Consider the following 21448-nt stretch of genomic DNA (forward strand, 5'->3'; position numbering starts at 1 on the left):
TCGGCCGATTCTGTTGAAAAAGTAGCTCCCCTGTCTGGCCTGCGGCAAAATCCGCGCATCGGCCAGCAGGGAAGCACGCAGCATGATGGGACAGTTATCGAGTGGGCAGGAACGGCTGTTTTACTCGTTCAACCTTGAAGACCACATCCCCGCCAATCACCTTCTGCGTAGCATTGATCGGTGTCTCGATCTGAGCGTTTTACGCCATTACCTCGCCGATTTTTACAGCCCAATTGGGCGTCCTTCGATTGACCCAGAGTTGATGATCCGCATGCTGATCGTGGGCTATTGCTACGGCATTCGCTCAGAGCGTCGGCTGTGCGAAGAGGCCCATTTGAACCTGGCGTATCGCTGGTTCTGCCGGTTAAGCCTTGAAGATGAAGTCCCCAATCACTCGACCTTTTCCAAAAATAGACACGGCCGTTTTCGGGACAGCGATCTGTTTCGCTGGTTGTTCAATGAAGTGCTGCGTCGCTGCATGGACGCCGGTTTGGTTAAAGGCGAAGGCTTTGCCGTGGACGCCAGCATCATCAAAGCGGATGCGAGTCGGCAGCGCGGCATACCGGGTGATGAACAGGTCAACTGGAGCGATCCGGCCCTGAGCACCCGCGCCGTGCGAGAGTACCTTGAAGCCCTCGATGAAGAGGCTTTGGCCGAAACGCTACCGAAGCGCCTGTCGCTGACGGATCCTCAGGCCCGCTGGACCGCAGCTCCAGGCGGCCCAGCGTTCTACGCGTACTCCACGAATTATCTGATCGATACCGAGCACGGCGTGATCATGGATGTGGAACCCACACCGGCTCATCGAACCGCAGAAGTCGAGAGCACCAAGACGATGATCGACCGGGTCGAAGCGCAGTTCGACATCAAGCCGGAACGCCTCATTGGCGACACCGCTTACGGTACAGCGCCGATGTTGGCCTGGATGGTGGAGGAAAAAGACATCGAGCCGCATGTGCCGGTGTGGGACAAAACCGAGCGCAAGAACGACAGCTTTTCGAGTAACGATTTCCACTGGAATGAAGAGGCCGAGGAATACCGCTGCCCAGCCGGCAACGTATTACGCAGCGAATGGCGAGCCTTCAAAAACGAGCGTTCGCACGTCACCAAAGCCAACACTATCATCTTCCGATCCCGGCAGACCGACTGCGCGACATGTCCGATGAAAGCCAAGTGCTGCCCGAATACTTCGATTCGTAAGATCGTCCGCAGCGTCCATGAAGCCGCTCGTGATGTGGCTCGACGCATCGCAGCGACACCGGAGTACGTGCGCTCTCGCCACGAACGTAAGAAGGTCGAAATGTTGTTTGCCCACCTCAAGCGCATCCTGAAAATGGATCGCTTGCGACTACGTGGCATGAGTGGCGCGACCGATGAATTCACGCTGGCCGCTGCGGTGCAGAACCTGCGTCGGTTGGCCAAATTTACCTCTCAAGGGCCACCGGTTACGGGATAGGTGCGTCTGCACAAAGCAAAAACCCTCAAACCAACCCAATAACCGAGCTGCAAAGCTCAACGAAGGGCCAAAAAACCACTCAATGTGGTGATTAGGTTCTCCGGTGGTGATCGTGCGTGAGTTCAGCCGATCTGCAAATCAGACTTTTTCAACAAAATCGGCCAATAGGAGCCGCTGGACAGCTTGGGCAGGTGTTGTCGTTCAGCGTTTGCCTTCAACGTTCGCGGGTTCGCACTGGGTTGGGGGCAAAGAGAGCATGGCGGCGGCCTTTTCTCTCTCCCGAAGTGTCGCGCGTACAGTCTGCCCTGTTATGCTGATTCAGCCGTCCGGCGTGTAGATAAGATGCTATACGGCGTTAAGTGACAGGTATGTTGGCTAATTGATAGTTAGGGAAAACTGAGTATGCGTCGCTTAAAAGCCAACGGGTTTGTGTTTGTCAGCATTGCGATACTCTGTTGCGGCTGCACATCTTATTCGTCCCAGCCGACAATCAACGAACCCGTTGAACCCGAAACACAAGAAATCATCTCCAGCTTCAGTTACGCAATAAACACCCCATGGAAAGACAGTCGCTTCGGCAAGGACGCATACGCAGCGACACTCAACGTTATTCCCGATGCACAGGATAAGAACTCCAGCCTTGCCGCCCCGAGCCTGCCGGCATTAGAAATAAAGATCTCGGAGTTCTCATCTGGCGGCGCTTGCGGACAAGATTACTTGACGGGTCTGAGTCTGGGTTTGATCCCCAGTTGGTGTACGCGGACAAACCTTTTCAAGTTTGATTTTATATTGAATAAGGACCAGCGCTTTTGCAGGCAGAAAACCTACTCGATAAACTCCACGTCGTTTTCACATCTCACGATGATTCCGTTTGCACTCTTCAATACGGGCAATCAGCCATTGACGCTCTATCAGGCGGCGCTTAAAGATTTTCTTCGCAGAGGTCAATGTGCGACGCGTTAAGAGGCTGCTTTTGGCCGAAAGCAGGCTACCCAGGCTATAGGGCAAAAGGCACACCCCAGCCCTCCGTCACAAGGCCCCAGCTTACGGAATAAAGAGGCTGCTTGCGGAAGCGATCCCAAAAATTGCGGAAGTGATCGTCAAATCGCAGCCAATAAAAAACCCCGCAGACCGTGATCTGCGGGGCTTTCAGGATGGAGGCCGAGGCCGGAATCGAACCGGCGTGGGCGGATTTGCAAGCCGTGTCTTGACTCCTTTACAACCGCGGCCTGCAGGGTATTTGGTGTCCCATTACTCGGAAATTTCTTACGCCTTGTAAGCCTCATTCCGCCTAGGCTCGGCCTTAGGTTATGGACCCAAAAAACCATCAATTTAACAGCCCTCTGCTGGTTAAATAAGCTCCAGGGTAATTCCCCCTAAAATTTTCGGACGCGCGTAATAGCATCTGTAATCGCTTGTGCATTTGCGTCCAGCGTATCCATGGCAACGAGTGCGTTATCTGCAACACGCTGTATGCCATTGTCAGAAAGCCATTTGGTGACCTCCTCGACCGCCGCCGCTAGCGCATGCTGGTTGTGCAGTAACAATGTCAGAGCATCTGCTATGGCAATATTGGACTCGGAGTGAGATGACATGACAATCGTCCTGAGAGTTGGATTTTTAGAAGACTAGTTCATCCTCAACTTTATTGGTCTGCTAGGGATGTTTTGAGCCCAGATGAACAATCTGAAATGTAACGCCATGCCTCTATCCGCCTAGCACTCCATGCCCGTTGGAGCATGGCAAATCCTTCAAACGTAGCTGCTTTCTCTGGCGCTCGCTGCAACCGAAGAGCAATAGATACTTAAGAGAGTCACGCAAAAGTCACGCTGTCTATTGATCCTGCCTCCTGCCGAACGAACCATATCGCAGCAAACAGCTCCGGCTTAGACCCCACAAAATAGCGATGCACACCTGCGAGACAGACCTCAAACCTGGTGTACTAAAATTGCCTGCTATTGGCGCAAGCAAGCACCTAGGCGTCGCCCGCCCCCCAGACAGTGTGAGGGTGAAATCCTCGCCCCAAGAACCATTGATCGCTTCGAGCAACCCCAGGAAAACCATTTGCTACTACATTGTAACTAAGTACATTAATCCGAGTCTGGGTGAACTGAATGCTCCTCGACCTTATAGAAAACCTAGCCCTGCTGATGACCCTTTGTTGGCTACACGAGACGATCTTACAAAATCTCAAGGGGCATATTTTGCTAAGCAAAATATGTGCCGGGGCATTATTTGGCCTAGTGTGTATTGTCGGCATGATGATCCCTTTAGTATTAGCACAAGGAATCATCATCGATGGCCGCACTGTAATTCTCAGCTTGTCCGCTCTATTTGGGGGCCCCTTGGTGGGTTTTATCGCTGGGTGCATTGCGGGGCTTTATCGCCTCTGGGTTGGAGGTATAGGTGCCATACCTGGGCTGCTCAATATTCTGATGTCGGTGCTGATGGGGATGGCCTTTCACTATTTGCATCAGAAGCGGCGTATTCCTTTAAACACCGGATCATTACTAATATTTGGCGGTATTGTTCAAGTCTTGCAAATCTTGAACATAAGGCTATTGCCTGAAAAAATTTTTGCCACATTTGTAGAATACACTTTATGGCCGCTGGTAATCGTACAACTGTCCTCAACCTTACTTCTAGGTCTAATTCTCCGCAATATTCATCAGCAAAAGAATGACCGTGATGCCCTATATGAAAGCGAAGCCTATTTACGAGCCATTACCGAAGCCATACCCGATATAGCACTAGTGATAGACGAGGAAGGTAACTACACAGTCATAAAATCCTCAGAAAAATATATACTCCCTACCAGCTCTACTAGACCTACAAGCAAGCGTCTGCAGAATAGATTCCCACAGGGACAAGTAGAATTATTTATGCAATTTATACAAATGACCTTAGCCAGCAAGGAGCCACAGACAATTGAGTACAGCATGCAAACTCAGATGGGCAAGCGTACATTTGAGGGGCGGGCTCGTCGCTTGGATATGCTTAATGGAGACCTGCCCGCAGTAATATTTATGGCAAGAGACATTACCGAGCGGTTGGTTCTAGAGCAGGAAATCCGGATCGCTGCTATAGCTTTCGAATGTCAGCAAGGCATGCTTATTACCGATGCGCAAACACGAATAATCAAAATTAACGAAGCATTTTCCAAGTTATCTGGCTATAGCAAAGATGAAGTGATGGGACTGCCAACTCGAATACTCTCCTCGGGTAAGCAAGGGCCGGAATTCTATAAGGATATGTGGAAAGACCTCACAGAAACTGGTGGCTGGGCGGGAGAGATCTGGAATAGACACAAAGATGGTAAAATATCTCCAGAGTGGCTGACTATAAGTGCTGTGCATGACGAATACGGACACGTAAATAATTATGTAGCTTCATTTATCGACATAAGCGAGCGAAAAAACAATGAACAAAAAATACAGAACCTAGCTTTTTTTGACCCATTAACCGGACTACCCAATCGGCGCCTGCTATATGAACGACTGCAGCAGGCGATAATCGCGTGCTGCAGAAAGAACACTTATGCTGCTCTGATTTTTCTAGATCTTGACGACTTTAAAAACATTAATGACCTACACGGCCATAAAGTTGGTGATGAACTGCTCTGTCATGTAACATCCCGTCTCAAAAATAACGTTCGTGAGCTCGACACAGTTGCACGCTTGGGCGGAGATGAGTTTGTGATTCTGCTGGAAGAGCTTAAGACATGCAAGGAAGAGGCTGCAATTCAGATTGAACATATCGTTAGCAAGCTACTAAACGCGCTACACGACCCTTATATATTCAATAATCATCGTCTCACAACGAGCGCAAGCATGGGCGTTGCATTGTTTAATGATGATCAGCACACACCGGATGAGCTAATGCAGCATGCAGATCTATCAATGTACAGCGCCAAGGCTTCAGGTAAGAATTCAATGTGCTTCTATGACCCTCAGATGCAGGCAGCAGTAAGCATGAGCGTGAAACTGGAGCAGGACATTCGCCGCGGCCTGATGGAAAGTGAATTTAAATTATATCTTCAACCCCAAGTCAACAGTCATGGGGAACTGGAGGGAGTTGAGGCTCTGACACGCTGGCAGCACCCCCAGCTAGGCACACTTGGGCCCGATATTTTTATCGAAATTGCAGAACGAAGCGATCTGATCGAATTGATCGATTTGGAAGGTTTGCGTAACAGCTGCTTAATACTTTCGCAATGGGCTGAAAATCCGCGCACGGCCAACCTGAGTATTTCTGTAAATATCAGCACCAGAACGCTTTACAAGAATGATTTTACCCAGTTAATTAAACAATTAATTAACGAAACAAAAGCCAACCCATTATTCCTGAAGTTCGAAATAACTGAGTCTTTATTACTACAAGATAAGAACAAGGCAGCGATACGCATGCAGACGCTACGAGAATTGGGTTTCAGCTTTTCAATTGACGACTTCGGCATAGGATACTCGTCAATGTCATACCTACAACAATTGCCGCTAGACCAACTTAAAATTGATCACTCGTTCGTGCGCGACTTACCAGAAAGTACTAGCAGCTTAGCTATAGTGCGTGCCATCCTTGCCATGGCGCAAAGCCTAGGACTTGAAGTGATTGCCGAAGGAGTTGAAAACCTCGCACAGCACGACTCCCTCATAGGTTGTGGCTGCAAACACTTTCAAGGCTACCTATTTGGTAAACCCGTTATCGCAGAGTGCTTTGAGAAATTAATATTAGATTCTACCCCAGGGCTAATTGTTCAAAAAAAATAAAGAACCCAGCACTAGCCACCCATGTTAATTCAGGTTGCGATTCGATATATAGCACTCTCTTTTGGAAGATGATTCGCCCCAAACTTCATAGCCGCGCCAAATTATCTGGCTTTTGCCAATTGGCCTGTCATGAATGAGGGCAGCAAGCCATAAGCAGCCTGGTACGACCGGCGCTTTTGGACAGTTTTCAGCCGATTACCACAGGCTGAAAACGGACAGAGGCAGCCCTTAAGTCGTATTCAACACATCAGCCCTTTAACGTGGATCCAAACAAAAGACCGCAATCAGCAAGCCTATGTGAGCACTTGATAACGACTTTGTACAAATCCGTTATCAGACGCTGATGAGTCAATCAGACATAAATTACGCTCCTCACCCAACTGGCTGAACAGTGGAACTCCTTTGCCCAACAACACTGGAATACGTGTGATAGTGATCTCGTTGATCAATCCCGCAGCGAGAAAAGACTGTATGGTCTGACCTCCGTCTATATAGAGATGCTTCAGACCCTGAGCCGCAAGCTGCGCCACGATAAGTACCGGATCGCCCGCTAACACATCGACATTGCCTCGCAGTTTTGGTGGCAGCGTTACCTCCCCATGTGAGAGCACCACGACTCGCGTGTTTTCATAGGGCCACTCAGGGAAAGACAACACCTTATCCAGCGTCTTGCGCCCCATAACCAGTGCATCGACCGTTGTCATGAACTCATCATAAGTGAGCCCCCTTAGTACAGGGCACTCGTACTCAGGCCGATGGAGCCACTCAATATCTCCATCCATCCTAGCAATGAAGCCGTCAACACTTGCTGCGATAAAGACCAAGCATTTTGTATCCATGATCAGAGGGACTCCTTTTTTGGCGGTCTTTATAGCATGTCCTCAATCCCGATTGATCGCATGGCGCGTCATGATTGAACATATATAGATACCCATTGACTGCTATTGGCCGATTCTGTTGAAAACAGTCGGCAGTGGTTTCCACGGCAGAAAAGTACGTGCTTGAGATTGAAATCTTTACTTTAAGCAGAGGGTTCCGCTGCGCGCAGAAAAGGTATTTTCACCCATCAATATTCGAGCGCGTGGGGCGGGAACAGAGGAATGAGGCGATCGGCCAGACTGCGTTTGCCGCCCATCCACGGGATAATGGGTGAAGACATAGTTTGCAAGACCTTTACTGTATGAATAAACAGACGTTAGGCTCGCTCGGCTTTGTGCACGAAGCGGGAGCCTAGGCTGGGCTTGCAGGCGTGATCTGCGGGTTTAGTGGCCGGATAGAATGTTGACGCATCCTGTTTCGGCCGGTCTTTTTTACTGTGAGCTTGAGATTTCTTTGGCGTAAGCCTGACAGGCCTTTAGCGCGATCAGTCCTTGATCGCCGTCGCCGGTGATTCCGATAATTCGTTGAGCATGCGCTCGGTCAAGTTGGGCTCTCGCGGTTCCATGAACCACGCCGCCGGGGACGGTGGAGGCTTGCATTCCGTCACTATCAGTTGCGGCGGTGGCGTCGAGTAGGACTGACAGCCGCAGGTCAGCAGTAGCAATGCGATCACGCAAGCGGTCTTGATTGGTTTTTGCATCGGTCAGGGCTCGGTAATGGGATTGGTCACTCGCTGCCAGCCATTGCTCCAGGGCGAAGCGTTTGTTCTGTTCGGCAAGGATCAGCACGGAGTTGGCGTTGGCCACGTCGGTCAGCGCGGTTTGGTGGGCGGCTTTTTGCTCGGCAATCTGCTGGCCGTAGGCGTTTGCCTGCCACTCCCATGCGGCCCACGCGCTGCCCGCCATGAGGCAGAGCATCAACACCAATGCCCCGCTCCACTTCAGCGCATCGAGCTTCACGCCAACACCTTCAACGCCCGGGCGTACAGCGCCTGACGGTCTGCTGCGCCGTTCTGGCCGCCGTTGATGCGCCGGGTGATGGTGTCGAACTGACCCAAGTCGGCCAAGGTGTTGAGCCCTCTGCTCGCCCAAAACCACGCTGCTGACATGCACGCGTGCTGCGGCTTTTCCAGCAGCTCTGGCTGGTTGATCAGATCAAGGGCCAACGCTTCGCCACATGCGATGTAGTTGGCGCGGCCGGTGATTTGGATCAGGCCACGGCCGCGATACTTCTGGCCGTCGCCGTCCGCCTCAGGTGTGTTGCCCAAGCGCTTGGCGAGTGAGCCGGTGTCGTATTTGCTCAGGTACTGGTCGCTGCCCAGCTCGCGCACGTAGCGAAACTGGCCGGACTCATGGCCGATCTGGGCGATGAAGGCGGCGACGCGCTTCGTCCCGATGATCTGGAAGCGAACCATCGCGGTGTTCAGGACAGGAACAAAAACGCCGGCTGATTGGCCGGCGTTGGGGAGGATCTGCTGGAGTTGTTGCTGGGTAATCGACATAGGTTTGCCCTTATGAAAAACCCGCACAAGGCGGGTTAGGTTTGGGATTAATTTGCTTGTAGCTGCACGACTTTTAGCGGGGCTTTGGGCTTCTTGCCTTTGGCCTTGGCTTTGCCTTTCTTGCCGCCATTGCATTCGACGGTGGTGCTCCAGCCGCTTTGGGTGAAAACCTGCTCCACCGAGTCCACCAAGTACTCACCATCGAGCCCGACCTTGAAGCCTTGGGCATTGATGGTCCGCTCAGCAAACAAATCAGTTCGCCCGGGCATTTCTAGACGCACTGCGGCGGTCGAGCGGTTGAACGCGGCCAGCCGCGCTTTGGCGGCCTGCTCGGCGGCGGATTTGTTGGGGTAAATGTGGCGGTCTGTGTGAACGGGCGGTAGACCGTCCGGGGCTTCGTCGTTGTCCAAGGTGACGATGGCCAACTTGCCGGTTTTCTTGTCCTGATGCTTGGTGCTGACCGCCTTGTGGGCACTGCGATCACCCAGCCGGAACTGCCACCGGCTGACGTCGCTACGTGTCAGGGTGATGGTGCCCAGCGCTGTACCACTCGCGCTTTGTCCACCTTGGCGCTGCATCACCAGCAGCTTGCCGTCCGCCACTTTAGCGGTGCAGTCGAACTGCTTGGAAAGTCGGGTGATGAAGTTGAAGTCGGATTCGCTGAGCTGGTCAGCACGCGGCACTACCGTGTCGACCGGGCACACCGGCGACCAGCCGTTGCGTGCCGCCACGTCCTTGACGATGCTGGCCAGGCTCACCCCTTCCCAACTGCCGCTGCGCGTGGTCTTGCCGCTGCCACGCATGTCGCTGGCTTTGCCCCGGATCACCAGCGTATCGGGCGGGCCGGACAACTCGACCTCGTCCACGGTGTAACGCCCGAGACGGGTTAGAGCCGTGCCGCTGTAGCCGAGGAACACTTCGATGCTGGCTCCTCGGCTGGGTAAAGACACTGCGCTATCACGGTCGTCGATGCGCAGCTCAAAGTCGTCTGACTCCATCCCGGGTTTATCAGTGGTGCGCAGCAACAGCAGGCGGTCGTTGATCAGCGCGGTGATGTCGGCACCGTCTGCGACGATGCGGAAGGTGGGTGTCATACATTCTCCAAACGGCAAAAGCCCCGCTCTGGACGGGGCTGTAAAGAAACATCACTCGGTTATAAAACGGACTATGCTCAGCGCATTAACCTACTTGCCAAATTAAACCAAGTAGGTTAATTTTCGCCGCATGGAGAAAAAGACCCCGCACTGCAAACTACACACCGTTAAAGCCCTGATTGAAGCGGGCAAGGTGCACTCTACCCTGTCAGCACTGACCGGTGGCGCGGCTTTAGGCTTCGACTTTGACGGCATCGTCAGCGTGGTAATGGCACTGGCGCCCGCTGACTTTTACAAGAGCATGACCACGCATGCAGACCATAAGGTCTGGCAGGACGTGTACCGGCGTAAAACCCACGCTGGCGAGGTCTACCTGAAACTCACGGTCATTGATGATGTGCTCATCGTGTCCTTCAAGGAGCTATGAACATGAAATGTCCATCTTGCGTCTCGGCAGAGCTGGTGCATGATACCCGCGACGTGTCTTACACCTACAAGAACGAGTCCACTGTGATCCCTTCGGTCACCGGCGAATTCTGCCCGGCCTGTGGTGAAACCGTGCTGGATGCCAGCGAATCCACCCGCGTCAGTGCTGCAATGCTGGCCTTCAACAAACAAGTGAATGCTTCGATTGTTGACCCAGGCTTCATCACTACTGTGCGTAAAAAACTAGACCTGGACCAGCGTGAAGCGGCCGAGATTTTCGGCGGTGGCGTGAATGCGTTTTCCCGTTATGAGAACGGCAAAACCAAACCACCACTGGCACTGGTGAAATTACTGAAACTGCTCGATCACCATCCCGAGCTGCTGAATGAAGTGCGTTTAGGCTAACCCCACAACATCACCACTTCATCACTCGGCGCGGGCAAATCCGGCAGGTGAATCACTAGCCCGGCCTTGAATGGCTGCACCTCTTCGGCCAGCCCCTGATTGGCATCGAGCACGGCCTCGACCGAGCCATTGAGGTGGCCGTAGTAGTTCTGGCAGATGGTGTCGAGCACGTCGCCGCTAGCTGTTCTGCAGGTCGTCGCCATAGCGCACAAACTCCAAGGTAAAGCCCTGTTTACGCGGTATGCCGCCTTGCAGCAGGGCGCTTTGTTCTTCTTCGATGTTTTTCAAACACCAGTTGCCCAGCACGTCGCCATAGCCTGTGGTCAGGCCCAGTGGTTGAAGCTGGGCGGCAATGCTGCGCAGGGTGTCGAGTTGTTTGATGCCGCCTTTGAACCCGCCAAAAATCGCGCCCGTCAGGGTGATGCGTTCTTCGCCCATGCCCACGGCTTGCTGTGCCGGGCGACGGTTCAGGCGCTCTTGTGAAGCCCAGCGGTATTCGCTGGAGCGCTTGAGTTCGTCGAAGGCGGCGGTGTCCAGGTTGAAGTAGAACGGTGTCGATCCGGGCTTGAGCGGTTGCATGATCAGCAGGTGCGGGAATGGCTTCACCGCCTCGGCGGCCGGGGTCGCGTCTGCGCCCAGCGCGCCGGTGGGCACGATGTTGGCCAGTGACGGGCTGACTTTGCCTGCGATTTTGTTGATCGCGGTCGCCGCCTTACCCGCCTGCTCTTTCAGCACGCCGAGGCGTTCCTCAATTTGCGAAGCTGCCCGGGTGGCTTTGTTGTAGGTGGCCACCACCGCGCCGACCTTGGCCTGCGCTGCGTTGACCCCACGCATCAGCCGTTGCACCTTGGCCCCGACGGCAGGGCCAATGAACGGCAAGTCGCTCAGTTCGGAGGCGGCGCCACTGATTTCACCAATGGCGCCGTTCACTGGCCCGAGCATGCCGTCCAAGCTGCGGCGCCCGGTTTCCCCGGCCGCAGTCAGGTACTTCAACCCCGACTGCAGTTGTTCCATGTAGGCCATGCGTGCCCCCTGTTAAAGATGCGGTTGGTCGTACAGATTCCGGCTCGACATCTGCTGGTTGATTTGCTCGATCTGCCGTTGCAGGTGCGGCTGTAGCTCCCGGGCCAGTGCGGCCGGGTCTTTCACGTCGCCTTGCACGGTGATGGACAGCGCCGCATTGACGTCGATCTTCTGATCGATCTTCGGCGGCTCGACCTTGAGCACCGGCTCCACCTTCGGCGGCATGGCCAGCGTTCCCGCAGGCGCGGTGCTGGCAAACGAGCGCACTACGTCACCCATGTTCACCGCCCCGGGCAGCTCGCGTGATGCGCTGGCACCGAGTGAGCCCTCAGGCGGCAGCGACTTGGGCCGTACCAGGTCCGCGCCCGGGAAGCGCGGTTTGTTAGCAAAGTGCGGTAACAGGAACGGGTTTTTCGAGTCCGGATCAGCCGGGTCATACGACACCGGTTTGACCACCGGCGCCGGTGATGCTGTCGGCGGCGGCAACGAATCCGGGCGCACCAGGTCCGCACCGGGAAAGCGCGGTTTGTTGGCAAAGTGCGGCAACAGGAACGGGTCTTTCGAGTCCGGATCAGTCGGGTCATATGACACCGGTTTGACCACTGGAGCCAGTGGCTCGCCTGCTGCTTTGGCTTCGGGCTTCGGCGGTTCAGCGGGCTTTTCATCGTCCGACCCGAACCACGATTTACCGAGGCTGCCCCCGATGGATTCGCCGCCCATGCTGCCGAGGATGCCGCCGATCAAGCCACCGACCGCCGTGCCCAAAATCGGCACCACAGAACCGATGGCCGCACCGGCCGCTGCCCCTGCCAGCGCACCGGCCATGTTGCCCGCAGCGGCGCCGTAGCCTTCGGCCTTTTCGTCCTTGGTTTCGGCGTTCTGGTAGGTGTCGGCCGCGCGCAGGACGCCTTCAAACAGCGCAGCACCAGGAACCGCTTTACCTGCTTTGCCAATCAACCCCATGGCGCGCGCCGCCCGCCCCGGCGGTACAGGTGGAACGGGCGGCACTGGCGGACGCGGCGGCCGAGGCCCACCACCACCACCACCACCACCACCACCACCACCACCACCCGCACGGCGGCGGCCGTTGCGATTGCCCGCGCGACGTCGCCCGCCACGACCACCGGCGCCGCCTCCACCGCCTCCACCGCCACCCATGGCGGCGGCGTTGACCACAAACACCTTTTGCGGCCCCGAGTCTTCGCCGCCGTCTTCGTCGTTTTTCGCTTCTCGGAACACGTCCAGCAGCTTGAGTCCGGTATCAATCGGGTCAAAGCCTTTACTCTCACCGCCTTCCTCGCTGTCGCCGTCATCGTCCTTTTTGCCACCGAAGGCTTTCAGGCCGATTTCCGCGAGGGCCAACACCTTGGAGCCCTTGCCGTCTTCCTTGTCGTCATCACCGGCGTTGGTGACAAAGACCTTTTGCACGCCCTTGGCATCGCGTCCGCCCATGGCGCCGCGTGCGAGGTTGAACAGGCCCTTGCCGATCTTGAACGAGCCCAGCAGCCCTTGCAGGGTCAGCGCTCCACCGGCCAACACCGTAAGGCCCATGGCCAACCCGGGCGTGCGGTCGCTGAGCGAGGTAATGCCCTTGGCCACCGAGGTCAGCCCTTCGGCCACGCCGTCGGTGATCGGCCGGATCGCATCGCCCACCGAGCGCATGGCGTCGTCCATCGACTGCGCCATTTCCTTCCATTTTTGCGAGGAAGACTCGCGGCGCTCGCTGAGGTTTTTGTCGAGGATGCCGGTGGCGTCCCGCGATTCACGTTTCAGTTGGCCGTACAGTTCCTTGTTTTGCATGTAGGCCGTGAGCGCGGCCTTGACCTGCATGTCGGAAAAGATGTCGCCAGTGCGCAGGGCCTGCTCCAGTGACGCGAGCATGGCCTTGGCTTTTTCCGGATTCGATTCCTTGCTGATCTGCGCCGTGGCTTCGGCCATCTTGGCGGCGCGTTTGGGGTCGGTTTGCTCGATGTATTTCTTGGCCAGTGCCATGCTCGACTCAAGCGTCGACATGCCCTGTTGAATGCCGGTTTGCATGGAGGCTTCGTAATCGATCCCGGCCTTGCCGTAGGCATCCACGGTCTGCGATGAACTGATCTTGTCCATCCAGTTTTTGAGGTTGTTGGCCGCCTCGTCGGAGCTGCCCGCCGTTTTCATCTGTACTTGCAGCATGGCCCCCAGCTGGGTCACGGCGTCCATGCCGGTGATGCCCAGCTTGCCCATGTTGGCCAGCAGTTCGGGAAACCACTTGGCCATGTCACTGGCCTCAAAGCTGCCCGCCTGCCCTTGAAACGCAATGGCTTCCAGCGCCTGCTGCATTTCCTTGGCGCTGGTGATCTGGGCGTTCTGGCCGAGGGCGTTGATCATCTTGGCGGTTTCGCCGCCGTCCGAGCCCTGCCCGATCACGAACTTGGCCGCCACCGGCGCGTACTCCATGGCCTTGGCCAGGTCCATACCGGCACCCACCAGCTCGTTGACCACGGTGGCCACCTCGTTACGGGCCATGCCGGTGTCACGTGAGGTATCGATGATAGTGCGCGACATCTGCTTTTCTTCGGGGGCATTGGCGATGCCTGCCTTGATCGCGATGTCGCGGATGATGGCGTTGTAATCGGCGCTGACTTTGGTCGGCACCGCCAGTGCTGCCGCCCCCACCGCTGCCCGGCCAACCGTGCTTTTGACACTGGCCCGGCCTTCGTTGATTTGTGCATGGCCCTGGGCTTTCAGATCCGCCTGCCGAGCCGTACGGCCGAGCATTTGATAGGCCCGGTCGAGTCGCCCGACCTCGATCCCCTGCTTGCGCAGGCTGTCTAGGTTGGAGTTGAGTTTGGTCAGCAGCGTGGACGCACCCGCCGCACCGCTGTCGTGGGCCTTTTTCCATTCGTTGCGCAGGCGGATGGTGTCACCGATCTGGCGTTGCATGACCCGGGCCTTGGCCCCGGTCGCTTCCAGCTTCTTGATCCGGCCCTCAACGTCCTTGAACGCTGAGCCCACGGAGGAGCTGACCGCCCCGCCGATCACCAGCCCGAGCGCGAGTTTGTTTGCCATCTGTTCGCCCTGCCCTGTGGTTGCGCGTCAGGCGGCTCAATCCGTGAGCCACCAGACCATTTCCGAAAACGGCATGGCCATGATCTCGGCGGCAGAAAAACTCGTTTCTGCCGCCAAGCGCTTGGCCAGTTGTTTCAGGGTTGCGGGGTTACAGTTCGCCTTCGTCGACCAGACGAAAATAGCCTTCCTGCACGCGGCTGTAGTCCACCACCTTAAGCCCCTCCAGATCGCCGGGCGGGATTTCGGTCAGGCTGGAGAACAGCTGCAATTCGCGCTTTTCAGCATCGCCGCCGGAGACCGCGCCTGCTGCCCGTACATCGCGAACGGTCGGCGCGCGCATGACCACCTTGTCGGTTTTGACATGGTTAAGTTCAGTGGGGTAACGCAGGGTGATGGTGACGCCTTCGTCGGTCAGGATGAGCCAGGACGGGAGTTTCTTTTCAGTATTGATAGTCATGCGGGAATTCCTTAAAGGCCCAGGGCGCTGCGTTCGGCAGCCAGTTGATCGACGCCGTCAATCACGCGCACCGCGTTGACCATGTCGATTTCGTACATCACGCGACCGTCGATCTCCAACTTGTAGTAGGTGACCGCCATGGCGTATTTCATTTCAGCTTTGTCGCCCGCCTTCCAGTCGCCCGGGTCGACTTCCTTGAGCATGCCGCGCAGGGTGGCAATCACCGGGGTGATCTGGCCCTTGAGCCCCTTGAAGGCCCCGCGAAACACCGCGTTGCAGCCGGTCTGGTCCGACAGTCCGAAGTACTTCATCATCTCGCGGCGTACCCCGGTGCTGGTCCAGCTGGCTTCCAGCTTTTCCAGCCCCATGTCCATCTCGATCTCACCGGCCATCCCGCCGCCGCGATGCGCTTCGGTTTTAACCGTGAGCTTGGGCAGTGTCAGCGACGGCACGTCACCGGCGAAGCTGACCCCGTCCACGAACAGGTTGGTGTTGCTGAGCATTTGCGGAATCATTGAGCGGCCTCCTTAGGCGGCGGTTTCCAGCACTTCGGTCAACCACTGGTTGGTGACCTCCACGCGGAAAATAGGGTTCTCGGCAGGCGGCACGTCGGTGAAACGGATGTTCCAGTACACCTTGCCCTCCTCCAGCTGGCTGGCCGTGTTCAGTTCGGTGTCTGCAAACACTTCAAAGTTGATCACTGCACCCTGATTTTTCAGGTCGCGCATAAAGGCTTCGAGGCCGTCCGTGACGTCCTTGACGTAGGTCTTGGTGATCGAGCGGTCCACCGCCCATTTGTGCCCGGCCAGAATCGCGTCCATCACGATGTCGAGGGTGCGCACGCGGGTGACAAAGGACCATTTCGAATCGGCCGACAGCGTGCGGTTGCCCCACAGGCGATAGCCGCCGTCGCGGATGATGGTGGTGATGTTGGCGTTGTTGAGCAGGTTGGCGCGGCAGGTTTCGTCGCCGTCCAGAAACTCAATCGGGCGCGTGGTGCCGGTGATGCCGACAAATTCCTTGTTCGACGGCGAGGCCCAGAAGCCGTACTCGGTGTCAGTCCAGGCGAACAGGCCAGCGGTGAACGCCGAGGCCGGGGCGTCGATGGTTTTGCTGGTGACCGTGTCCCACTGCTGCACGCCCGGATCAACCATGTAGATGCGCTTGCTGCCGAACTCCTGCGCGTAAGCCAGCACCGCCTCGTCGGTGGTGTTGGGGCCGTCGACGATGGCGATGGCGCGCAACTTGCCCGCCAGTGCATCCATGGCCGTGGCCACCGCTTGCGTGGCGGAATGCTTGGGCGCGATCAACAGCCGCGGCTGGGCGTTGAAGCGGCTTTTGCCGTCAAGCAAGGCTTGCAGGCCGGTACGCTGACCCGAGGCCAACACGCCGCCGATGATGGCCGAGGTTTGCAGCGCTTCATCTTCCAGTTCGGCCACGCCGCACGCGACGATCACGGCCTTGGCTTTCAAGAACACCGCCTTGGCCGCACGGGTGATGGCCGAGTCTTCACCGAATGCGGCGATGGCTTCGCGCTCGCTGGTCAGCAGTACCAGGTCATTGGGTTTGGCCGATGCGGCCGGGCTGACGGTGTAGGTGTCGCAAAGGCCGATGATCGAGGTCGACGGCAGCGCAATGGTGCGCGCGCCGGTGTCGACCAGCGTTACGGTAACGCCGTGAAAACGGCTGGCTGTGCTCATACAGGTACTCTCCAGAAACAACAAAGCCCCGCAGGGCGGGGCTTGTGTGGGTCAAACAGTGGATACAAAAACGCCCCGGGGTGCGGGGCGTCAGGCAAGGTAGTCAGCCAACCAGTCCGGCTCGACCGGGCGCCGGGTGGCGTCCGGAAACGCCTCGGATTCGGGCCAGTCGCGCAGGTCCATGCGAAAGCCTTGCAACGCCCGGTATTGATCAGCACCAAGCGTGGTCGGCCGACCGGCTTCGGTTTCATCCCGATGGCGAACGATCAGCGTGTCGGTGCTCAGCAGCAGCCGGTCACGCCATTGGCGCTGTCCGGCGGCTTGCTGGGCAAGGCTGGGTGGCGGCCGGTCAACCAGACACGGCACGCCGTCCTCGTCCAGGGCCACGACCTTGCCTGCCGCCGACGCGTGGGACAGTTCCAGGTACAACGCCTCGCTCAGTTCCAGCAGCTCGTGCTCAGGCGGCAGTTTGCAGGCCGGGTTGGGCACGCTGATCAAGGGCGGTATGGCGTCCGGATCGGGCATTTCAATGTTCGGCGCCGACGCACTGAGGTTGTCGGCATCCGGCGACCAGTCCGGGTCCGGCACATACACCACAGGCGGCGTCCACTCGGGATCAACCACGTCGATGCGACGTGGACCAAACACCGAATCACAGTAGAAATTCAACTGCGTGCGGTGCAGGTAGTAGGTGTCAGTCTTCAATTTCCCCACGCCTCCCAATAACACGGCCCTACGCCGTCGTTGCCGTTAACCAGTGTGAACCCTTGGCGGGTCACGTCTTTGACGCCGTAGTTACCCACCGCGCTGGGCTTCATCTCGGCCTGTTGCATAAAGTGGACGCCGAACACCGCGTTCGGGAAGGTCATCGGCAGCGGCACCGCCACGGCCGAATCCTGCCCGACACTGTTGGTCACCCCCCACATACGCATCAGTCCGGTGTCAGCGCATCGCCACCAACCGGTCACCGCTGCACTGCCCGTGTTTTTCGGGGCGTTGCCCGAGTGCCACACGGTGTAGGCATTGGCGCCCATCGAGAGCCCGCCGACCTTGAACTGGTTGTCCGTGTCCAGGCCAAAGTAGGCCCCGAAAATCCCTTTACGGTGAAACAGCATCACCGCCGAGGCCGCGCTGTTGGCCTCGTTATGCACTTCCAGCGAGCCGGTTTCGCTGGTCATGGACGCGATATACGGCGAATTCCCAGAACCGCAATGCAGGTTCGATCCGCTGGCCAACGACTGGTTGACCTTGAGGTACTGCGCAGGCGGGTACTTGGACACGTCCCACAACGCGCCGCGCCCGTTGAACACGTCGCCGGTGGCAAAGTCGGCCGAAAAGATCTCTTTCGACTCACTGCCGTAATAGCCGATGTAGCGCAGACGCTGTCGGTAGACGTTCAGCGAGCCGACGCCCTCTTCAGACTTGAAGCTCATCGAAGGGCTGCTGGTGGTCAGGCCCGCAAGGGTCAGCGGGCCGGTCATGGTGTCGCCGGTGTGGCGCACGCGCTTGGCCAGTTCTTCGTTGATGGCCGTGGCGAAGTTCGGGTTATTGCCCAGCGCGGCCGCCAGTTCGTTGAGCGTGTTCAGCGCTTCCGGGGAGGAACCCACCAGCGCGGTAATCGCGTTCTCGACCAGCTGGGCCGTCTGGGTTTTGGTGTAGGCGTCCCCGATGCGGTAGCCCGCCAGCGTGGTCGCGTTGTCGGCCTTGGTCGCCAGTGCGGCCGTGACCGCTGCCGCGTCCGCTTTGGACGCCGGGTTGAAATTGCCGGTGTTCCAGAACGTCGACGGCGGATAGGTGACCACGTCCCACAAGGCGCCGCGAGCGTTGGCCACGTTCCCGCTGTTGAAGTCCAGCGAGAACAGTTGTTTGGATTGCGACCCGTAATAGCCGATGTAGCGCAACACGCCTTTGTTCAGGCTGAACCCGCCAATACCGGAGGCATCGCGAAAGCTGAGCGAGGGCGATACATCGGTGCCATTGCCCAGGGTCAGGCCCCCGGACATCTCATCGCCTTCGCGGGACACTTTGCGCGACAAGGCATTGATGATGGTGTTGGCAAAGTTTGGATCACCGCCCAAGGCGTCGGCCAGTTCTTTCAAGGTGTCCAGCGCACCCGGCGCGCCGCTGATCAGCGAGGCAACCAGCGCCTGAACGAAAGCCGTGTTGGCCAACTGCTGACTGTTGCTGTTCAGCGGCGCCGTAGGTGCTTTCGGGGTGCCGGTCAGCACCGGGCTGTCGAGCGCCGCTTTCCCCTGCAGCAAGTCATTGACTTGCGTTTTGGTGTAAGCGTCCTTGATCCCGTTATCGGCCAGTGTCTCGGGGTTGCTGCCCTCGATCACCACGCCGCGTTTGTCGATCAGCACCTTGGTGTAACTGCCGGGCTTGCGCGTCGGCGGCAACACTTCAATGATGCGGTCGTCCACGTACTGCCGGGTCGCCAGTACCACGCTCGGGTCGATTTTGAGCGTGACGTTGGCGGCGCTGCTGACGATGAAGTTAATGCGCACCACTTGGGTCTTGCCGGAGCCCTGTGCCAGCTCCGGTTTAAAGCTGGGCGCACAGTTGGCCACCGCCACCAGATCGCCGTCCGCGTCGTACAGGCCGATTTCACGAATCCACCAGCCGCCGACGTTTTCCGGGATCACCTGCTCGGCAATGATCACGTTGGTGTTTTTCGGGTCGATCTTGACCTGATTCAGCGGCGCGCGGCGGCGCTCGTTGATCAGCTTGGTTTGCGCCCGGTTGGGCTGCGGATCGGCACCGTTGGCATCGCCCACGCCCATCTGAGAGAACGCCCACGGGATGTTCATTGCGTCGGCGTTGGCCTGCTTGGCCTCGCCCACGGCCGTGAGGATCGCCATAAACTGGCTGCTTTGATCAATCATGAGTACACGTCCAGGTATTCGGTTTGATGTTCCCGGCCAGCCGGGCCGTAATGCCCCGTGACCTCGATGTCGTGCGGCGCCGGTGGGTACACGTCGATCACCTCGCCCTCGTACAGGCAGGAAAAGACGTTGAGCTGGCCGGTGCTTTCAAGGCTGATCACCAGTTCGGTCAGCGTGCGACTGAGCGGTTTGGCGTCATCGATCAGGGCTGTCAGCTCGCGGTACATTTCCTCGGTGATACCGGTGTCCAGCACCCCGACCTTGAGCCCGAACGTGCCCGGCACGCCCAGCGGTACGGTCTGCCACCACTCGATCACTTCCAGCAGATAGCCCAGCGGCTCCACCACCCGGCGCAGCGCACCGATGGTGCCCTTGTGGGCATGGATGAAGAATGCCGATTCAATGGCGGCGCGCTTGACCTGCTCGCTCCAGCGGTTGTCCCAGCGGTCCACCGACCATGCCCACGCCAACTGGTGCAGCAAGTGCGCCGGGCAGGTTTTCGCGTTGTACAGGGTGCGAATCGGAATCGCCGGGTTGTGATCAATCGCCGCTTCGATGCCCCGCTCTAACTGTGTGCTGTTGAGCGGCAGCAGGCTCACCCGGCACCGCCTTGGGTCACGCTGTAGCCGATGCAGTACGCGGCTTGATGCTTGGCCCGGGGGATGTCAACCCAGCCGGGTAAGTCCACGCGGCTGACGCCGGTGATGTGCAGTTGCGCATCAATGGCCGAGCGGGCGATTTCCACGCCAAGGCGCCGACGCGGGTTGATCCAGGCCGTGAGGCGCCGGGTGGCTTCGGCCAGAATCGCTTCGTTTTCCGAGCCGGTCCCGGCCATGTGCAGCACCGCGTCAATACGGTATTCCTGCACCTCGGCGCTTTGCACCGTGACCCGATCCCCGACCGGGCGTATGTCTTCATCACTGAGGTGAGCCAGCACCTTGTCCAGCAACGGCTGGTCGGCCACGCCGTTGCCCTCCAGATGCAACACGGTGACCACCACGTGGGCCGGGCTCGGGCTTTCGGCCTGCGCGTCAGCCACCAGCGCCGAGGCGTTGCGCGCGTGCAGGATGTAGCTGTTGCGCGGCCCGGCCGTGGTCAGGCCCTCGTACACCAGCTGGATACGCTCGCGTAATGCGTCGTCCAGTTCCATCACCTGCGGCACCGGCGGCACGCTTTGCAGATCGGCTTCCTGAATCACCAACCGTTTAAGCCGCACGTTGGCGGCGAGGTGATCGAGGTCGGTGCGCTGGGCGTAGGCCAACAGCAGCGACTTGGACGCATCGTTGATCCGCGCCCGGATCTGAAGCCGCCGATACGCGCCCAGTTCCAGCAGCTTGACCACCGGATCGCTCTCCAACGCCGCGTTCCAGTTGTCGCCCATATAGCTGCGAAACACCGCCAGTTCTTCCTGATAGGCGTCTTCAAAGTCCAGCGACTCCAGCACCTCCGGGGTCGGCAATGCCGACAGGTCCACGGTACTCATGCGCTCACCTCCATTGCTACGCCCTCGCCCCGGTACAGGCCCTTGAGTTCAAAAGTGATCACGCCATCGAGCACCGCCGACACCCGCACCGACTGCAACTTGAAACGCGGCTCCCACAGGTTCAGCGCGTGGGCGACCTCGGCCTGTACCGCGCTTTTCCAGCCCGCATTGATCGGCATGTCGACGAACCGGCGCAACTGGCAGCCATACGCCGGGCGCATGCGCCGACTGCCTACCGGGGTGGTGAGGATGTCGGCAATGGATTGGCGCAAATGCTCGACGCCGGAAAGGGCCGCGCCGGTGTGGCGATCCATTCCGATCATCG

21 protein-coding genes are annotated in these 21448 nt (G+C 57.8%); 5 read left to right on the forward strand and 16 right to left on the reverse strand.

What is annotated here, in order from left to right; all coding sequences use genetic code 11:
- The first annotated feature begins 82 nt into the window (after window positions 1-82).
- Both BKD70_RS18755 and BKD70_RS18760 read left to right on the forward strand, forming a co-directional pair.
- Window positions 83-1456: an IS1182 family transposase gene (locus BKD70_RS18755; RefSeq protein ID WP_047274471.1), complete on the forward strand. Its 1374-nt coding sequence runs from the start codon at window positions 83-85 to the stop codon at window positions 1454-1456.
- Between the two features lie 402 nt (window positions 1457-1858).
- A complete protein-coding gene (locus BKD70_RS18760) occupies window positions 1859-2419 on the forward strand; it encodes a hypothetical protein (protein WP_047274469.1) in 561 nt (186 codons plus the stop codon).
- A 413-nt stretch (window positions 2420-2832) separates the two neighbouring features.
- Here the strand turns inward: BKD70_RS18760 and BKD70_RS18770 are convergent, their stop codons facing one another.
- On the reverse strand, window positions 2833-3051 hold the full coding sequence (locus tag BKD70_RS18770) for a hypothetical protein (protein ID WP_047274468.1): 219 nt from the start codon (window positions 3049-3051) through the stop codon (window positions 2833-2835).
- 519 nt (window positions 3052-3570) lie between these two features.
- Between BKD70_RS18770 and BKD70_RS18775 the strand changes: the two genes are divergently transcribed.
- On the forward strand, window positions 3571-6222 hold the full coding sequence (locus tag BKD70_RS18775; RefSeq protein WP_047274466.1) for an EAL domain-containing protein: 2652 nt from the start codon (window positions 3571-3573) through the stop codon (window positions 6220-6222).
- A 293-nt stretch (window positions 6223-6515) separates the two neighbouring features.
- Here BKD70_RS18775 and BKD70_RS18780 read toward each other — a convergent pair whose 3' ends face one another.
- From BKD70_RS18780 to BKD70_RS18795, 4 genes are all read right to left on the reverse strand, one after another.
- Window positions 6516-7061 carry a dihydrofolate reductase family protein gene (locus BKD70_RS18780; RefSeq protein WP_047274464.1) on the reverse strand — a complete coding sequence of 182 codons (546 nt, stop codon included), beginning with the start codon at window positions 7059-7061 and terminating at the stop codon, window positions 6516-6518.
- A gap of 471 nt (window positions 7062-7532) precedes the next feature.
- Window positions 7533-8060: a lysis system i-spanin subunit Rz gene (locus tag BKD70_RS18785; RefSeq protein ID WP_083286049.1), complete on the reverse strand. Its 528-nt coding sequence runs from the start codon at window positions 8058-8060 to the stop codon at window positions 7533-7535.
- Window positions 8057-8602, reverse strand: coding sequence for a glycoside hydrolase family 19 protein (locus tag BKD70_RS18790; RefSeq protein ID WP_047273850.1), 546 nt, complete (start codon window positions 8600-8602; stop codon window positions 8057-8059). Before BKD70_RS18790 ends, BKD70_RS18785 begins: the two co-directional genes overlap by 4 nt.
- Window positions 8603-8649: 47 nt before the next feature.
- Window positions 8650-9696 (reverse strand): phage late control D family protein, encoded by a 1047-nt coding sequence (locus BKD70_RS18795; protein WP_047273849.1) that lies wholly within the window; start codon window positions 9694-9696, stop codon window positions 8650-8652.
- Window positions 9697-9826: 130 nt separating this feature from the next.
- Between BKD70_RS18795 and BKD70_RS18800 the strand changes: the two genes are divergently transcribed.
- Both BKD70_RS18800 and BKD70_RS18805 read left to right on the forward strand, forming a co-directional pair.
- The gene (locus BKD70_RS18800) at window positions 9827-10123 is read left to right on the forward strand and encodes a type II toxin-antitoxin system MqsR family toxin (protein WP_047273847.1); all 297 of its coding nucleotides are present in this window, start codon (window positions 9827-9829) and stop codon (window positions 10121-10123) included.
- A 2-nt stretch (window positions 10124-10125) separates the two neighbouring features.
- Window positions 10126-10527: a type II toxin-antitoxin system MqsA family antitoxin gene (locus tag BKD70_RS18805; protein WP_047273846.1), complete on the forward strand. Its 402-nt coding sequence runs from the start codon at window positions 10126-10128 to the stop codon at window positions 10525-10527.
- On the opposite strand, the gene BKD70_RS18810 is transcribed toward BKD70_RS18805, so the two are convergent.
- The 11 genes from BKD70_RS18810 to BKD70_RS18860 form a co-directional block, all read right to left on the reverse strand.
- A complete protein-coding gene (locus tag BKD70_RS18810; protein WP_047273843.1) occupies window positions 10524-10730 on the reverse strand; it encodes a tail protein X in 207 nt (68 codons plus the stop codon). The genes BKD70_RS18805 and BKD70_RS18810 overlap by 4 nt on opposite strands.
- The gene (locus BKD70_RS18815) at window positions 10705-11550 is read right to left on the reverse strand and encodes a phage tail protein (protein WP_047273842.1); all 846 of its coding nucleotides are present in this window, start codon (window positions 11548-11550) and stop codon (window positions 10705-10707) included. The genes BKD70_RS18810 and BKD70_RS18815 overlap by 26 nt, the downstream gene beginning before the upstream one ends.
- Window positions 11551-11562: 12 nt before the next feature.
- Complete coding sequence (locus tag BKD70_RS18820; RefSeq protein WP_070415390.1) at window positions 11563-14598, reverse strand: phage tail tape measure protein; 3036 nt, start codon at window positions 14596-14598, stop codon at window positions 11563-11565.
- 148 nt (window positions 14599-14746) lie between these two features.
- Complete coding sequence (locus BKD70_RS18825) at window positions 14747-15055, reverse strand: phage tail assembly protein (protein ID WP_047275396.1); 309 nt, start codon at window positions 15053-15055, stop codon at window positions 14747-14749.
- Between the two features lie 11 nt (window positions 15056-15066).
- Window positions 15067-15570: a phage major tail tube protein gene (locus BKD70_RS18830; protein WP_047275398.1), complete on the reverse strand. Its 504-nt coding sequence runs from the start codon at window positions 15568-15570 to the stop codon at window positions 15067-15069.
- A 12-nt stretch (window positions 15571-15582) separates the two neighbouring features.
- Entirely contained in the window at window positions 15583-16755 is a 1173-nt protein-coding gene (locus BKD70_RS18835; RefSeq protein WP_047275400.1) for a phage tail sheath family protein, read from the reverse strand.
- A 90-nt stretch (window positions 16756-16845) separates the two neighbouring features.
- Entirely contained in the window at window positions 16846-17460 is a 615-nt protein-coding gene (locus BKD70_RS18840; RefSeq protein WP_052892175.1) for a phage tail assembly chaperone, read from the reverse strand.
- A complete protein-coding gene (locus tag BKD70_RS25455; protein ID WP_240478026.1) occupies window positions 17457-19640 on the reverse strand; it encodes a phage tail protein in 2184 nt (727 codons plus the stop codon). The genes BKD70_RS18840 and BKD70_RS25455 overlap by 4 nt, the downstream gene beginning before the upstream one ends.
- Window positions 19637-20239, reverse strand: coding sequence for a phage tail protein I (locus BKD70_RS18850; RefSeq protein WP_047275402.1), 603 nt, complete (start codon window positions 20237-20239; stop codon window positions 19637-19639). Before BKD70_RS18850 ends, BKD70_RS25455 begins: the two co-directional genes overlap by 4 nt.
- On the reverse strand, window positions 20236-21123 hold the full coding sequence (locus tag BKD70_RS18855; RefSeq protein WP_047275404.1) for a baseplate J/gp47 family protein: 888 nt from the start codon (window positions 21121-21123) through the stop codon (window positions 20236-20238). Before BKD70_RS18855 ends, BKD70_RS18850 begins: the two co-directional genes overlap by 4 nt.
- On the reverse strand, window positions 21120-21446 hold the full coding sequence (locus BKD70_RS18860) for a GPW/gp25 family protein (RefSeq protein ID WP_047275405.1): 327 nt from the start codon (window positions 21444-21446) through the stop codon (window positions 21120-21122). Before BKD70_RS18860 ends, BKD70_RS18855 begins: the two co-directional genes overlap by 4 nt.
- Window positions 21447-21448: the final 2 nt, after the last annotated feature.

It is taken from the genome of Pseudomonas sp. BS-2016 (assembly GCF_001806145.1).
Lineage (GTDB): Bacteria > Pseudomonadota > Gammaproteobacteria > Pseudomonadales > Pseudomonadaceae > Aquipseudomonas > Aquipseudomonas lundensis.

Coding starts and splice junctions, on each gene's coding strand:
- BKD70_RS18790 (WP_047273850.1), bottom strand. CDS start 8,602: ATGTCGATTACCCAGCAACAACTCCAGCAGATCCTCCCCAACGCCGGC.
- BKD70_RS25455 (WP_240478026.1), bottom strand. CDS start 19,640: ATGATTGATCAAAGCAGCCAGTTTATGGCGATCCTCACGGCCGTGGGC.
- BKD70_RS18755 (WP_047274471.1), top strand. CDS start 83: ATGATGGGACAGTTATCGAGTGGGCAGGAACGGCTGTTTTACTCGTTC.
- BKD70_RS18780 (WP_047274464.1), bottom strand. CDS start 7,061: ATGGATACAAAATGCTTGGTCTTTATCGCAGCAAGTGTTGACGGCTTC.
- BKD70_RS18835 (WP_047275400.1), bottom strand. CDS start 16,755: ATGAGCACAGCCAGCCGTTTTCACGGCGTTACCGTAACGCTGGTCGAC.
- BKD70_RS18830 (WP_047275398.1), bottom strand. CDS start 15,570: ATGATTCCGCAAATGCTCAGCAACACCAACCTGTTCGTGGACGGGGTC.
- BKD70_RS18820 (WP_070415390.1), bottom strand. CDS start 14,598: ATGGCAAACAAACTCGCGCTCGGGCTGGTGATCGGCGGGGCGGTCAGC.
- BKD70_RS18810 (WP_047273843.1), bottom strand. CDS start 10,730: ATGGCGACGACCTGCAGAACAGCTAGCGGCGACGTGCTCGACACCATC.
- BKD70_RS18825 (WP_047275396.1), bottom strand. CDS start 15,055: ATGACTATCAATACTGAAAAGAAACTCCCGTCCTGGCTCATCCTGACC.
- BKD70_RS18795 (WP_047273849.1), bottom strand. CDS start 9,696: ATGACACCCACCTTCCGCATCGTCGCAGACGGTGCCGACATCACCGCG.
- BKD70_RS18800 (WP_047273847.1), top strand. CDS start 9,827: ATGGAGAAAAAGACCCCGCACTGCAAACTACACACCGTTAAAGCCCTG.
- BKD70_RS18770 (WP_047274468.1), bottom strand. CDS start 3,051: ATGTCATCTCACTCCGAGTCCAATATTGCCATAGCAGATGCTCTGACA.
- BKD70_RS18805 (WP_047273846.1), top strand. CDS start 10,126: ATGAAATGTCCATCTTGCGTCTCGGCAGAGCTGGTGCATGATACCCGC.
- BKD70_RS18855 (WP_047275404.1), bottom strand. CDS start 21,123: ATGAGTACCGTGGACCTGTCGGCATTGCCGACCCCGGAGGTGCTGGAG.
- BKD70_RS18760 (WP_047274469.1), top strand. CDS start 1,859: ATGCGTCGCTTAAAAGCCAACGGGTTTGTGTTTGTCAGCATTGCGATA.
- BKD70_RS18815 (WP_047273842.1), bottom strand. CDS start 11,550: ATGGCCTACATGGAACAACTGCAGTCGGGGTTGAAGTACCTGACTGCG.
- BKD70_RS18775 (WP_047274466.1), top strand. CDS start 3,571: ATGCTCCTCGACCTTATAGAAAACCTAGCCCTGCTGATGACCCTTTGT.
- BKD70_RS18860 (WP_047275405.1), bottom strand. CDS start 21,446: ATGATCGGAATGGATCGCCACACCGGCGCGGCCCTTTCCGGCGTCGAG.